Source organism: Martelella sp. UBA3392 (assembly GCF_002358775.1).
In the GTDB taxonomy this organism is placed as follows: Bacteria; Pseudomonadota; Alphaproteobacteria; order Rhizobiales; family Rhizobiaceae; genus Martelella; species Martelella mediterranea.
On the sequence record NZ_DEPM01000174.1, the window covers coordinates 4,245 to 18,330 of the forward strand.

Genomic DNA, 14,086 nt, shown 5'->3' on the forward strand with positions numbered 1-14,086 from the left:
AAAGGAACGCGGGCCGCATACGCGGCCCGGAGAATGCGGCCGGCGCAATGCCGGCCGCGGCAAACGGCTCAGCCGTCCACATTGTCCTTGGTCAGGAACGCGTTGCCGGTATCGAGATACTGCGGAACCGGCGCTCCGGTGGCCTGTGCCCAGAGCAGCATGACCGACCAGTAGCCCTGAAGCTCGGGCTGCGAGGCGGACGAGCTGTCTGCAACGCCCGAACGGATCATGTCGAGCATTTCCGGCAGGTTGTCGAGGCCGACGAGCGTGACCTGGTCCTGCTTTCCGGCTTCGATGATCGCCTGGCCGATGCCGATCGGGCCGGCGGCGTCGGAGGCGACCCAGCCCTTCAGGTTCGGATGGGCCTGCATGATGGCGGCGGCCTGCTGCTGTGCGATCTCGATGCTGTCATTGTCGATGCCCTCGGCAACGACCTTGATGCCTTCATGCTCGGCAAAGACCTCGCGGTGGCACTCGGCGCGGATCGAATGGTTCGGCGCCGTCGGCACGCCCATCATGATCGCGACTTCGCCTTCGCCGCCGAGCACCTCGACCAGCCGCCGCGAGGCGATCTTGGCCTGTTCGCAGAAATCCGAGCCGATATAGGGGATCGCCATGCCTTCCGGCGGGATCGAGTCGAAGATGACCAGCGGAATGTCCTGGCTCTGGGCTGCTTCGAGCGACCCGCGATTGCCCGACGGGTCGAGCAGGTCGATTGCGATGCCGTCGGGCCGCGTCGAGATCGCGCTTTCAACGATCTGGACCTGCTGGACGACATCCGCTGTCTGCGGTGCTGAGTAGACGATCTCGATATCCGCGCCGGTCTGCGCCTTCAGCGCTTCGGCGGCCATCTGCGCGCCGTCATTGACCTTGTCGAACCACGGATGGACGACCTTCGGCACGATAAGAAAGCGGTAGCTGTCCTTCGTGGCGGTCCCGGCTGCGTCCTGCGCAGCAGCGGCCAGCGGCATGGCAATAGCCAGTCCCGCCAGCAAAGCGGTGAGTTTCTTCATCGATTTTCCTCCCGATCGTGTTCGCCGCTCTTACGGGCGACCCTCCTGGCGGAGGGGCGAAACGCCCAACGGCCAAAGATTGGATACATCTGTTAAATTAAAAATACAAGTGCATTTTGAGTGATGGCAATCCTATGAGAACCGAAACAGGGACAATTCAAAATCCTGCGCGGCCTTTATCAACCAAAGACAGCTCCCTGTGATTTGATGGTGATGCCTCCGTCGAGCGTTCGTCGTATTTGGTGACCTGCTTGCCTGAAACGTCCGCGCTTTGGGGGTTAGTCTGTTCGTATCGAGACACGGGGCGAGCGGCGCGGATGCTGCGCAGCCTCATCGACCGGATCGAACCGGTCCCCAATGGCGCCGAACTGGCGATCGTGCGGCGCGGCGACCTGGCAACCATCCTGAAGTTCGCATCGGAAAAGAGAGAGCGGCGTTCCTTGCCGAGGCGGACGTGTTTGAAGGGTTGCTCCGTAGTTCCGCGAATGACGGCGTGCAGAAACGTAAAAACCCCGCCGGAGGGGCGGGGTCATCGCAGGTATCGGTGGTTGCGGGGGCAGGAATTGGACACTTTTTTATAGCCGATGTTGAACCGAGAAAATAAGCTCCTCACTTCTTCCGGCTGGCGAAGAAGGCCGCAATTCCGGCCTGGGCTTCCTCGGTTTCCCAGCGGTCGGCAAGCGCTTCGGCGGAAAAGGTCATCGCCTCGGACGGATCCATGCCGGAGATCGAAAGGCAGAGTGACTTTGCGGCGGCCATGGCGCCGGGCGCGCATTGCAGGCAGGCGTCCACCTCTTCCGCGACCGCGGCCTCGACGTCGCTCGCCGGACACACCCGGGCAACGGCCCCGGCGCGGTGCATGAATTCCGCACCGAAAGGCCGGGCGCTGAAGAACACCTGACGGGCAAAGGCCTCGCCGAACTTGCGGACGACGAAGGGGCCGATCGTGGCCGGGATCAGGCCAAGGCGGGTTTCGGTCAGCGCGAAGCGGGCGTTTTCCGCCGCCACGACGATGTCGCTGACGGCGATCAGGCCGAGCCCGCCGCCATAAGCAGAACCCTCCACCCGGGCGATGACCGGTTTCGGCAGATCGTTCCAGAGCTTCAGCATGCGCGCCAGCGTCATCGCTTCGGCAATTTTGCCGGCCCGGTCCTTTTCCCTTTGCGCGCGCATCCAGTTGAGGTCGCCGCCGGCGCAGAAGGTACGGCCCTCGGCGGCCAGCACAACGACCCTGACATCGCTGCGCTCGGCAAGGTCTGCTGCAACCTCGGCAAGCTCGGCGATCATGGTCGCGTTCATGGCGTTGTGCTTGTCCGGCCGCGCCAGCGTGACGGTGGCAACCTGCCGTTCATCGACGCTGAGGGAGATGGTTTCGAACTGATCTGACATGGCGGTCCCCCTCAGGCAGATGCGGTGATTGAACGAAGATATTGCTCGGCTTTGGCAAGCGCCTCGCGGTCGATACCGGTGCTGAAGCCGGATTGTTCCAGAAGCGCGACAAGCGGCCCTGTGGCCAGATTGCCCTTGGCGCCCGGCGCATAGGGGCAGCCGCCAAGCCCGCCAACGGCGCTGTCGAAAACCCGCAAGCCCAGACGAAGAGCGGTGGCGACATTGTCGAGCGCGTTGTCGCGGGTATCGTGGAAATGACCTGCCAGCCGGTCAGCCGGCAGCCTTGGGAGGACCGTTTCCAGCATGGTCGCAACGCTCTCGGGCGTTCCCGCGCCGATCGTATCACCGAGCGAAACCTCGTAGCAGCCCATGTCGAACAGCGCTTGCGCGACATCGCGCACCGCTTCCGGCGCGACCGGCCCGTCATAGGGGCAGGCGATCACGCAGGAGACATAGCCGCGCACCGGCACGCCGTCAGCTTTTGCGGCCGCCAGCAACGGCGCGAAGCGCACGAGGCTTTCGGCAATCGAGCAGTTGATGTTCTTCCGGCTGAAGCCTTCCGACGCGGAGGCAAAGACCGCGACTTCATCCACGCCCGCGGCCAGCACCCGTTCATAACCCTTCATGTTGGGGGTCAGCGCGGCATAGTCCGTTCCGGGCTTTCGCGTGATCCCGGCAAGCACCGCTTCGGCATCGGCAAGCTGCGGCACCCATTTCGGCGAAACGAAGCTGGTGGCCTCGATCTTTTCGAAGCCCGCCTGTGACAGCAGGTCGATCAGCGCGACCTTGCGCTCGGCCGGGATCAGCATGTCCTCGTTCTGCAGGCCGTCGCGCGGGCCGACCTCATAGATGCGGACATGGTCGCTCATGACGGCTCGTCCTCGAAGGTCACCAGCACCGCCCCGTCCGAAACGGTTGCGCCCTCGGCGCAGTCAACCGATGCCACGCGCCCGGAAAGCGGCGCGACCAGCGCCGTCTCCATCTTCATCGCCTCCATGACGCCGAGCTTCTGCCCCGTCTCCACCACATCGCCGGCCGACACCGAAAGCTGCACGATCGTCCCCGTCATCGGCGCGATCACGGCGCGGCTCTCATCCGCCTCGGCAGCAGCGCCGGAGCGCTGATCGGCCAGCACAAAGTCCTCGGTGCGGCCGTTCATGTGAACGGAGACCAGCAGGCCTGATGCCTGAGGCACGCGCACGAACCGCGCCGAGATATGTTTTCGCGCGGGCCCAAGCCGGGCGGAAGTCTCCCCCCCGGCGATAGCGACGTTCTCCAGCGCAACGGGTTCAGCCCCGCCGGAAAGGGTCATGCCGCCGTTCTTGCCGAGCGACAGGCAGCGCTCATAGGCCCGATCGCGCGCCGACAGCCGGACATCGTGAAAGGCCTCGCCATAAGCGCGCCAGCCGAGATGCGGCATGTCGGGATCAATGCCGAGCGCCAGAATGGCGGCAAGCGCCACATGCTCTTCCGGCACGGCCGCCGCTGCGGTCAGGTCCGCCAGTTCGCGTTCGATCAGCCCGGTATCGAACGCCCCGGCGACAAAACCCGGCTGCCGGGAAAGCGCGGAGAGAAAGGCCGCATTCGTGGCCGTTCCGGCGACATGGGTGCCATCGAGCATCGTGCTCAGCCTGACAAGCGCGGTTTCGCGATCCGGGCCATGAGTGATCACCTTGGCGATCATCGGATCGTAATACGGCGTGATGGCATCGCCCGTGCGCACGCCGGTGTCGAAACGCCCCTCTGGCGGAAACTCCAGATGCTCCAGCCGGCCGGTCACGGGGATGAAGTCCCTTGCCGGGTCCTCGGCATAAAGCCGCGCCTCGAAGGCGTGGCCGGTGATGGCGATCGCGGACTGGACAAGCGGCAGCGGCGCGCCGGCGGCAACCAGCAACTGCCACTCGACGAGATCGATGCCGGTGATCATTTCGGTCACCGGATGCTCGACCTGCAGCCGCGTGTTCATTTCCATGAACCAGAAGCCGTCAGGGTGAAGCGGCCCGGAGCCATCGACGATGAACTCGATCGTTCCCGCACCCGAATAGCCGATCGCCTCGGCGGCCTTCACGGCCGCCCCGGTCATCGCCGTGCGCACGGTTTCGCTCATGCCCGGCGCCGGGGCTTCCTCGATCACCTTCTGGTGGCGGCGCTGGAGCGAGCAGTCGCGCTCGAACAGATGAACCACATTGCCGTGGCTGTCGCCGAAGACCTGCACCTCGATATGGCGCGGCGCGGTGATGAACTTCTCGATCAGCACATGCGGATCGCCGAAGGCGGCGGAAGCCTCGCGGGCGGCCGATTTCAGCGCATCGGCAAAATCCTCTGCCCGCTCGACCTTGCGCATGCCCTTGCCGCCGCCGCCGGCGCGCGCCTTGATCAGCACCGGATAGCCGATCCGTGCGGCCTGTTCCGCGAGAAAATCCGGCTCCTGACGCGCGCCCTGATAACCCTGTACAACCGGAACGCCCACCTTTTCCATCAGGTCCTTGGCCGCATCCTTCAGCCCCATGGCCCGGATTGCAGCGGCCGAAGGCCCGATGAAGGTGAGACCGGCAGTTTCGACAGCCTCGACGAAATCGGGATTTTCCGACAAGAAACCATAGCCGGGATGGATCGCTTCGGCACCGGTTTCAAGCGCTGCGGCGATGATCCGTTCGCCGACAAGATAGCTTTCCCCGACTGGCGAAGGTCCGATATGAACCGCCTCGTCCGCCATCTCAACGTGAAGGCTGTTGCGGTCCGCATCCGAGTAGACGGCAACCGTCTCGATGCCCATGCGGCGGGCGGTACGGATGACGCGGCAGGCGATCTCGCCGCGATTGGCAATTAGTATCTTCTTGAAACAAGCGTGCATCATCACATCCTGAACAGGCCGAATTTGGTATCCTCAACGGGCGTATTGAGCGTGGCGCGCAGCGACAGGGCCACGACATCGCGGGTCGAACGCGGGTCGATGATGCCGTCATCCCAAAGGCGGGATGAGGCGTAGAGCGGCCGCGCCTGGCGGTCGAACATGTCCAGCGTCGGCCGTTTGAATTCTTCTTCCTCGGCAGCAGACCATTCGCCGCCGCGCGCCTCGATCCCGGCGCGCTTCACGTTGGCCAGCACGCCGGCCGCCTGCGCGCCGCCCATCACCGCGATGCGGGCATTCGGCCACATCCAGACGAAGCGCGGCCCGAAGGCGCGCCCGCACATGCCGTAATTGCCCGCGCCATAGGAGCCGCCGATGATGACGGTGATCTTCGGCACGGAAGCGGTGGAAACGGCGGTGACCAGCTTCGCGCCGTCCTTGGCGATGCCGCCCGCCTCGTATTTCGAGCCGACCATAAAGCCGGTGATGTTCTGGAGAAACAGAAGCGGGATGCGGCGCTGGCAGCACAATTCGATGAAATGCGCGCCCTTGAGCGAGCTTTCGGAAAACAGCACGCCATTATTGGCGATGATTCCCACTGGCACGCCATCGACATGGGCAAAGCCGGTCACAAGCGTCGTGCCGTAGCGCGGCTTGAACTCGGCAAAGTCCGAACCGTCGACGATGCGGGCGATGATCTCGCGCACGTCATAGGGCGTCTTCTCGTTGGCCGGCACCACGCCCATGATCTCGCCTGCTGGATAAAGCGGCTCAAGGGGCGTGCGCAAGCCAACGCCGGATGCTGGAGCGGGTGCGAGATGCGAGACGATCTCGCGGGCGAGTGCCAGCGCATGGCGGTCGTCATCGGCCAGATAATCGGCCACGCCGGACAGGCGGGTATGGGTATCGCCGCCGCCAAGCGTTTCGGCATCGATCTCCTCGCCGGTCGCAACCTTCACCAGCGGCGGACCGGCGAGGAAGATCGTGCCCTGATTGCGGACGATGATGGTCTGGTCGCTCATCGCCGGCACATAGGCCCCGCCCGCCGTGCACGAGCCCATCACCACGGCGACCTGGGCGATGCCCTTCGCGCTCATGCGCGCCTGATTGTAGAAGATGCGGCCGAAGTGATCCCGGTCGGGAAACACCTCGTCCTGATTGTTGAGATTGGCGCCGCCGCTATCGACAAGATAGAGGCAGGGCAGCGCGTTTTCCTCGGCGATTTCCTGGGCCCGCAAATGCTTCTTCACCGTCAGCGGAAAATAGGTCCCGCCCTTCACCGTCGCGTCGTTGCACAGGATCATGCAATCGCGTCCGGCGACCTTGCCGATCCCGGCGATCGCGCCGGCGGCGGGCACTTCGTCATTGTAGTGGCCACTGGCCGCAAACAGGCCGACCTCGAGAAACGGCGAACCGGGGTCCAGCAGCGCGGCAATGCGTTCGCGCGGCAACAGTTTGCCGCGCGCGTGGTGGCGCGCGCGCGAAGCTTCGCTGCCGCCCTGCATGATCCGGTCGGCTTCCACGCGGATCGCCTCCGCCTGCGCCTCCATGGCGGCGCAGTTTTCAGCGAATTCAGGCGACGCGGCGTTCACGGCGCTTTTCAGTATCGTCATTCATTCAACTCCTGTCTGAGAGACAGACATTTTCGGTAGGCGCTGCGCCCGTTCATCGCGCCATCAGGCCTGGCAGCCAGAGCGTGATTGCGGGGAAGAACAGCAAAAGCAGCAGAACCAGGATTTCCATGGCGAGAAACGGCGTGACGCCCAGGAAGACCTTGCGCAGCGGCACGCCTGTCTGGGCCGCGGCCACATAGGCGTTGAGCCCGAGCGGTGGGGTCAGAAGGCCGATCTCGACCGTCTTGGTCACCACGATCCCGAACCAGACCGGATCAAAGTCGAGCGCGAGCGCGATCGGGAAGGCAAGCGGCATGGCCAGCGAAAGGATCGCGAGCTGATCCATGAACATGCCCATGACGAGCAGCGTGATGATGATGATCGCCATGATCACGCCGCGCGGCATGTCGGTTGTCGCGACGAAATCCAGGAGCGTGTGGGTGATGCGCGTGAACGCAAGATAATTGGAGAAGATTGCCGAACAGGCGACGATGGCAACGATCATGACCGTGGCCTTGACCGCGCGCGACACGGAGCTGGAAAAGCCGGCAACGCTGATCGTGCGCTGGGCGATCACGATGATCAGTGAGCCCATGACGCCAAGGGCCGCCGCCTCCGAGGGAGAGGCAAGCCCGCCATAGATCGCTCCGATCACAAGGATCAGCAGCGCGCCCATGGGCAGGACGTGGCGACTGTCCTTTGCCGCCTTCTTCAGATTGAACGCGTCGCCGCGCGGGGCTTGGTCTGTCAGATGCGCGATCAGCTTGATGACGATGACAAAGCCTGTCGCCGTCAGCAGGCCGGGAATGATGCCGGCGATGAAAAGCTTGCCGATCGAGGTTTCGGTGAGCACGCCATAGACCACGAGCACGATCGAGGGCGGCACCACGACGGCGAGCGTGCCGCCGACCGAGACGACGGCTGCGGCCAGACGCTGCGAATAATTGTGGTTGCGCATTTCCGGAAAGGCGGAAGCCGCCATGGCCGCCGTCGATGCGGTGGAACTGCCGACGAGCGCCGCCAGAATGACCGAGGCGGCAATCGTCGCCATGGCAAGGCCGCCCTTCACATGGCCGATCCAGCTCTGGCAGGCAATGATCGCGCGCCGCGTCACCTGTCCCGCCGTCAGAAGCTCCGCCATCAGGATGAACAGCGGGATCGCCACCAGAATGAATGACGACGTGCTGTCGAAAAAGGTCCGTTCCAGAACCGAAAGCGCCGGCCGGGGACCGAGTTGCACGGCAAGTCCCAGAAAGCCTGCAAGCCCCATGGCGAAGGCGACCGGCATGCGGAAGACCATGAACAGGGCCAGAAGAATGGAGATGACAAGAAAGGTCAGCATCGTGCGGGCGGAAGCTCCCTGTGGCCTGCAACCGCGAAAGAGACGGCTGCAGGCCGGGTTATAGGCGGATGACGGATGCTTACTGGCTTGTCAGATCTTTGTAGGTTGCAAGCACATTCTGGGTTTGCTCCCCGTCGATCCGACTTACCCAGTCTTCCGTCACCAGCGCCATCTCTTCGCGCAGCGCGGCAAGCTCCTCGTCGGTGAAGCTGTAGGTGTCGATGCCCTCGGCCTTCCATTGCGCCACCAGTTCATCAACGCTGTCGTCCTGGGCCTTGGCCACATGCAGGGCGATATCGTTGCCGGTCGAGATCATCGCTTCCTGGACATCGGCGTCGAGGCTGTCGAACAGGTCGCTGCGCACGACCATGATGAAGCTGTAGCCGCCGAAGGAGCCATTGGTGGAAATATGGCTCACCACCTCGTTCAGCTTGTAGCCGGGCACGGAAGCCAGCGGAAACAGCACGGCGTCGAGCCGGCCGCGCTCGATGGCGGTGTAGACTTCCGGACCGGGGATCGAAATGCCGACGCCGCCGAGGCTGCGCGCCGTCATCGCCTGGGTCGCGCCGGAGGTGCGAACGTCAAGCGCCTCCCAGTCGGCCGGACCGCCGAGGCGCTCCTTGGCAAGCACCTGATAGGGCGGCAGCACGAAACCGAAGATCGGCGTGACGCCGGCGGCAAGGATCTCCTCGCGCAACGGCCCTTCGGCCAGCATCGCTTGCAGCGCCTTCGTGCCCTGAACGGCCGAGCCGTAATAGCCGGGCAACCCGACGACGGAATTCAGCGGCAGGGTTTCGGCATGATAGGACGCCCCGATGAGCGCGGCATCGAGAATGCCGTTGTTCACCGCATCGAGCTGGGCCTTGGCCTTTGCGGCCTGCTCTGAGGGAAAGTGGTCGAAATCGATCTTGCCGCCGGTCGCCTCCTCGACCGCCTGCATCCACTTGGTCGTTCCCTCCACGGAAACGATGTGGTTCGTAGACTGGAAGTCCCCGAGACTGAGGGTCTCGGCCTGGGCAGCGCCGCCGCCCAGAACCAGCATGCTTGCCATGCCGGCAAAAATCTTGGCTGCTATCGTCATTTCATTCTCCTCCCTTGAATGAAGTTACACTTGCATCCGCTCCGGCGCCCGCGCTGAGCAGGCGTCATAAAGCAGCCGCAGGACCAGGACGCCGCATCCCAGCGGGACAACGGCATAGGCCCAGCCGAGCGGCCAGTCATACACGCCATATTCGACATCGCCCTCGGCGAAGGCGTGGAACGCGAAAATCCCGGACATGACGGCAACGGCGGCGAAGAATCCCGCCGGAAGCAGCAATCGCAGCTTCGCGATCACCGCGCCCGTCAGACCGGGCAGGTGCTCGGGCATGAAGTCGAGCGCCAGATGCCCGCCCTCGCGAAACACGCGCGAGAGCGACAAGGTGGCCAGAGCGGGCATCAGGTAGAGTTCGGTGAACTCGAACTGGAACTGCACCGGCGTCTTGAAGAACAGCCTGAGCAGAATGTCCGCATTGATCAGAACGACCACGGTAACAAGGCCGAGACACCCCAGAAAATGCAGGATGTCTTCGAGTGTCTTCAGGATTTTCCCCAAAACGTTCAACCTTACCTCCCAGATGGTTGACGGCCGGCCCTGCCTTTCACGACGGCGCTTCAGCGCTTGGGCAGTTCGACGATTGCCGATCCGATGGCGGAAAGCTCGCCATCCTGCTGCTCCGCCCGCTGCTTGATCTCGACAAGGTGACGGCCGTCCTCCTCGAATTTCCGCTCCACCTTTGCGTGGATCAGAATGATGTCGCCTTCCGGATTATGCCGGCGAACCTGGCTTTTCGCCTGACGCAGGAAGCCGTCATCGCCCATCCAGTTGGTCACCTGATGGGTGAGCCAGGACGCGCGTTCGGGACCGTAATCGTAAGCGCCGGGAGCGCCGACCTCGAGGGCGAACTCCTCTTCCCAGTGGACGCGCTCCGGGCAATCGGGAATGCCGAAGCGGTTCTTGATGCCGGCCGACGGATGCTTCTGCTGCAATTGCCAGGCCAGCTTGTTGGCGCGGATATAGAGCCCGCCCCAGCCTTGCGCATAGGCAATGAAGCCGGTTGCCGTCATCGGCCCCTTGACCATGACGGGCAGTTCGTCGCCCTCGTTGACATCGTCGAAATAGCGGGTGTTGCTGCCGCGGATTTCTTCCGCCTCGTAATATTTGTAGTAGGAGCCGAGTTCCTCCTGGGTGTAGACGCGGCGTCCGCGCTCGCGGGCCTCGGTATATTTCGTACCGTTTTCGCGCGCCTGGTCACGATCGGTGCGAAAGCACCAGCTGTCGGCATCGGCCAGAAGATCGCCGGTCTTCGCGTCGTAGAAGTCGACGTGATAGATCTGCTGGATCGCCTTGCCGGCAAAACGGGTGTCGTGCTCGATCAGGTCCTTCAGATAGGCCTCGGTGCGCAATTCGGTGTTGCGCGGAATGACCTTGTGCCAGTTCCAGTCGGCGCCCGACCACATGGCATGAACGCCGGGCAGGCCGCCGACATAGCCGGAAATGATCCGGCTGGTGGCAAACAGGAAGCTCGGCAGAGCGATGACATCGCCATAGCGCGTGGTCTTGGCGTATTCGGGATCGCACCACAGCGGGTTGTCGTCGCCGATGCCATGGGCATAGTGGCGGATATTGTCGCGGGTCGCCTCGTAGCACCAGGGCTCGACCGTCTTGCCGATCTTGACGCCGATGCGGCCGCGAAGATCATCAAGGCCCTCCTCGGTGATCTTCGGAAATTTCCTTACCATCTCATTCATCTCGTTCCTCCTTGGACGATGACTGCGCGCTGCCGCCTAACGGGCGGAGGCCAGATTTTCCTGGTCCTGCGTTCGCAGGATCTTGCGGTTCACCTTGCCGGCCTGTGTCTTCGGCAGTTCGGAGACGAAGGCGATCTGGCGCGGATATTCGTGACGGGCGAGGCGGGCGCGGACATGGTCCTGAATGCTCTGCTTCAGCCCGTCCTCCTCCTCGCCCTTCAAAATGATGTAGGCCTTGACGACCTGGCCGCGCACGGGATCGGGCGTGCCGATCACGCCGCATTCGGCAACGGCGGGATGGCTGAGGATCGCGTCCTCGACCTCGACCGCGCCAATCGTCCAGCCGGCGGAGATGATGACATCGTCGGCGCGGCCGCCATGGTAGAAATAGCCATCCTCATCGACGCGGCCGAGATCCTTGGTCGGGAACCACTGCCCGCCCTTCAGCACCATCAATTCGCCGGTTTCGCCAGGGTCGCAGTCCGTGCCATCGGGCCGGTGCACGGCCACCTCGACGCCGGGGACCGGCTTGCCCATGGCCCCGTCGCGCACCTCCAGATCGTCGGCGCCGGGATAGTTGGCGATGATCACGCCGATCTCGGTGGTGCCGTACATGGAGCGCACCTTGGTGCCGAAGACGCGCTCGACATAGGCCGCCGTCTCGCTGTCGATGGGCTCGCCGGTGAAGGACAGCTTGTCGAAACAGTAGTCGTAGTTCTCTGCCGCGCCGGAATTGCGCATCATCCGGTAATGGGTGGCAGCCGCCGTCAGATTGGTGATCCGGAAATCATGCAGTGCCTTCAAAAGCCGGACCGGATCGAACTTGCCGGAAAAAGTGCCGGTCGACACGCCCATGGCCAGCGGCGCAAGCGTGCCGTGCCACAGACCGTGCCCCCAGGCGGGCGATGACGGGCAGAAGAAGCGATCGCCGGGGCGGATGCCGGTGGCGTAGAGAGCGGCGACCATCAGCGTCACGATCGAACGATGGCTGTGCTCGACGGCCGCCGGCAGAAGCCGGGTCGTGCCGGATGTATATTGCAGGACCGCAAGATCATTGCCCGCCGTGTCGCATTCGAACCGGACGGGAAGATCATCGAGGCTTGCTAGCAGGTCGCTGTCGGCAACCGTCACGTTCTCAGCCCCCGCCTCGCGGGCAACATCGGCCTTTTCGGCATTGGTGAAAAAGAGCTTCGGTTTGCAGTCATTGACGCGCAGGCGAATGCCGTCCGGACCGAAAAGCGTGAACAGCGGCACGGCCACGGCACCGGCCTTCATTGCCCCGAAGATTGCCGCATAGAACGGCAGGGACGGCTCGATCATCACCGCGATGCGATCGCCCTTGCCGATACCCTTGCCTCTCAGGAAATGCGCGATCTGCGAAGACCGGCGGGCGACTTCCTCGAAGCTGATGATCTCGTCATGGCCGTCGGCATGCGCGATCCGGAGCGCGACCCGGTCGGCCTCGGCATGCCGGTCGATACATTCATGCGCGATGTTGAAATGCGCCCGGTCGCCGTCGAACAGCTCCCAGAGCGCTTCCTTGCTGTAGTGCTTCTGCGCATCCGCATAGGACGTCAAATCCGTCAACCGGACCATGCAGCTTTCCTCCCAGTTCCTTCACCGCGGTTTGTGGCCCGCCGTGCTCATTGACAAAGGTAGAGAAACAATTAGCCTATTGTCAATATGTTATTCTTATTGTATATATACAATGAAATAACGTTTCCGAGGAGATCACATGGCTGAAGATGACAGCGGCCAGACGAGCAAGAGACAGGTCCCGGCCGTCACGCGCGCCATCGCGATCCTGCGTTTTCTGGCGCGCAGCAGCGAACCCATGGGCGTGAACCCGATCGCCCGTGAACTGGGGCTGATCCCGAGCACATGCCTGCATATCCTGCGGGTGCTCCAGGATGAGGGGCTGGTCGAATTCGACACGCAGACCAAGCGCTACGCGATCGGCATCGGCATCCTGCCGCTTGCCCGCTCGGCGCTGCAGAAGAACACCTTCTCGACGCTGGTGCAGCCGCATCTGTCGGCGCTTTCGACCACGTTCGGCGTTACCGCGATTGCGACCCAGCTTGCCGGGCCCGGGCAGATGGTGGTCGTCGCGCTGTCGCAGTCGACCCTGCCCTTCCGCCTGCAGGTCGATCTCGGTTCGCGGTTTCCGGCCCTGATCTCGGCCACGGGCCGGCTTTTTGCCGCCTTCGGCGCGCTCGATGCGGAAACGCTCAGACAGAGATTTGAAAAGCTGATCTGGGATCATCCACCAGCATTCGAGGACTGGCTCACGCAAATCGACGAGGCGAAGAGGCGCGGCTATGCCGTGGATCGCGGCATCTATATTTCCGGCGTTACCGTGGTCGCCGTGCCGATGTTCAACGCCAGGGGAGAGATGATCCGCTCGCTCGTTGCCATCGGCATCAGCGAGCGGCTGGAGGAGCACGACATACCGAAACTCGCCGAGGCGCTTGTGGCCGTGCGCGGCGAGATCGAGAAACTGGAATTTTCGACAGGGAGTTGAATTTGACGGAGTTACGGGAGGAGAACGGCTGGAAGCCCCTGAATGCGGGCGGCTTCATGGCCGGCATCGGGCCGCTTTATGCAAGACGGCGCGACGACGGCGGCTTTACCTACGCGCTTGAGACCGGCGATGCGCATGCCAACGCCATCGGCCTGGTCCATGGCGGGGTGATCGCCGGCCTCGCCGACCAGGCGATCGCGCTTGTCGCCTGGCATGCTGCCGGAAGAGTGCCGGTGGTAACGGTCGAGATGAGCACGCGCTTCACCGACAGCGCCCGACCCGGCGCCCGCCTTGAGGCCGAAGCGGCGGTGCGGCAGACCTCGGGCTCGATGATGTTCGTCGACGCCGCGGTGCGAGAAGGCGAGAGAACCGTCGCGCTGGCGACGGCGGTGATGAAGATCACGCGCAAAGGGGGCGGGCGATGACAGACAATAGCCAAAGCAAGGGGCCGCTTTCGGGCCTCAGGGTTCTCGATTTCTCGCGCATCCTCTCCGGTCCCTATGCCTCCATGGTGCTGGCCGATCTCGGCGCCGAGGTCATCAAGGTCGAGCCTCCTGGTAAGGGAGA

General features: G+C 63.6%; 13 protein-coding genes. 3 read left to right on the top strand and 10 right to left on the bottom strand.

Features of this window, described 5'->3' with window-relative positions; genetic code table 11:
- Nucleotides 1–68: 68 nt before the first annotated feature.
- The 10 genes from B4E36_RS13220 to B4E36_RS13265 form a co-directional block, all read right to left on the bottom strand.
- Nucleotides 69–1,013 carry a substrate-binding domain-containing protein gene (locus B4E36_RS13220; protein WP_018064278.1) on the bottom strand — a complete coding sequence of 315 codons (945 nt, stop codon included), beginning with the start codon at nucleotides 1,011–1,013 and terminating at the stop codon, nucleotides 69–71.
- Between the two features lie 609 nt (nucleotides 1,014–1,622).
- Nucleotides 1,623–2,402, bottom strand: a complete 780-nt coding sequence (locus B4E36_RS13225; protein ID WP_292057712.1) for an enoyl-CoA hydratase-related protein — start codon at nucleotides 2,400–2,402, stop codon at nucleotides 1,623–1,625.
- 11 nt (nucleotides 2,403–2,413) lie between these two features.
- Complete coding sequence (locus B4E36_RS13230; protein WP_345900454.1) at nucleotides 2,414–3,271, bottom strand: hydroxymethylglutaryl-CoA lyase; 858 nt, start codon at nucleotides 3,269–3,271, stop codon at nucleotides 2,414–2,416.
- Nucleotides 3,268–5,259, bottom strand: a complete 1,992-nt coding sequence (locus B4E36_RS13235) for an acetyl/propionyl/methylcrotonyl-CoA carboxylase subunit alpha (RefSeq protein ID WP_292057708.1) — start codon at nucleotides 5,257–5,259, stop codon at nucleotides 3,268–3,270. Before B4E36_RS13235 ends, B4E36_RS13230 begins: the two co-directional genes overlap by 4 nt.
- Nucleotides 5,259–6,866: a carboxyl transferase domain-containing protein gene (locus tag B4E36_RS13240; RefSeq protein WP_292057706.1), complete on the bottom strand. Its 1,608-nt coding sequence runs from the start codon at nucleotides 6,864–6,866 to the stop codon at nucleotides 5,259–5,261. Before B4E36_RS13240 ends, B4E36_RS13235 begins: the two co-directional genes overlap by 1 nt.
- A gap of 52 nt (nucleotides 6,867–6,918) precedes the next feature.
- Entirely contained in the window at nucleotides 6,919–8,208 is a 1,290-nt protein-coding gene (locus B4E36_RS13245) for a TRAP transporter large permease (RefSeq protein WP_292057704.1), read from the bottom strand.
- Between the two features lie 79 nt (nucleotides 8,209–8,287).
- On the bottom strand, nucleotides 8,288–9,289 hold the full coding sequence (dctP, locus tag B4E36_RS13250) for a TRAP transporter substrate-binding protein DctP (RefSeq protein ID WP_292057701.1): 1,002 nt from the start codon (nucleotides 9,287–9,289) through the stop codon (nucleotides 8,288–8,290).
- A 24-nt stretch (nucleotides 9,290–9,313) separates the two neighbouring features.
- Nucleotides 9,314–9,811, bottom strand: a complete 498-nt coding sequence (locus B4E36_RS13255; protein WP_292057698.1) for a TRAP transporter small permease — start codon at nucleotides 9,809–9,811, stop codon at nucleotides 9,314–9,316.
- 50 nt (nucleotides 9,812–9,861) lie between these two features.
- Entirely contained in the window at nucleotides 9,862–10,998 is a 1,137-nt protein-coding gene (locus tag B4E36_RS13260; RefSeq protein ID WP_292057696.1) for an FAS1-like dehydratase domain-containing protein, read from the bottom strand.
- 36 nt (nucleotides 10,999–11,034) lie between these two features.
- Nucleotides 11,035–12,594, bottom strand: a complete 1,560-nt coding sequence (locus tag B4E36_RS13265; protein WP_292057694.1) for an acyl-CoA synthetase — start codon at nucleotides 12,592–12,594, stop codon at nucleotides 11,035–11,037.
- A gap of 139 nt (nucleotides 12,595–12,733) precedes the next feature.
- On the opposite strand from B4E36_RS13265, the gene B4E36_RS13270 reads away from it, so the two are divergent.
- The 3 genes from B4E36_RS13270 to B4E36_RS13280 all read left to right on the top strand — a co-directional run.
- Nucleotides 12,734–13,519: an IclR family transcriptional regulator gene (locus B4E36_RS13270; RefSeq protein WP_292057693.1), complete on the top strand. Its 786-nt coding sequence runs from the start codon at nucleotides 12,734–12,736 to the stop codon at nucleotides 13,517–13,519.
- 2 nt (nucleotides 13,520–13,521) lie between these two features.
- Nucleotides 13,522–13,944, top strand: a complete 423-nt coding sequence (locus tag B4E36_RS13275; RefSeq protein WP_292057691.1) for a PaaI family thioesterase — start codon at nucleotides 13,522–13,524, stop codon at nucleotides 13,942–13,944.
- Nucleotides 13,941–14,086, top strand: a 146-nt coding sequence (locus B4E36_RS13280; protein ID WP_345900458.1) for a CoA transferase, incomplete at its 3' end; no start/stop codon positions are given. The genes B4E36_RS13275 and B4E36_RS13280, both read left to right, overlap by 4 nt.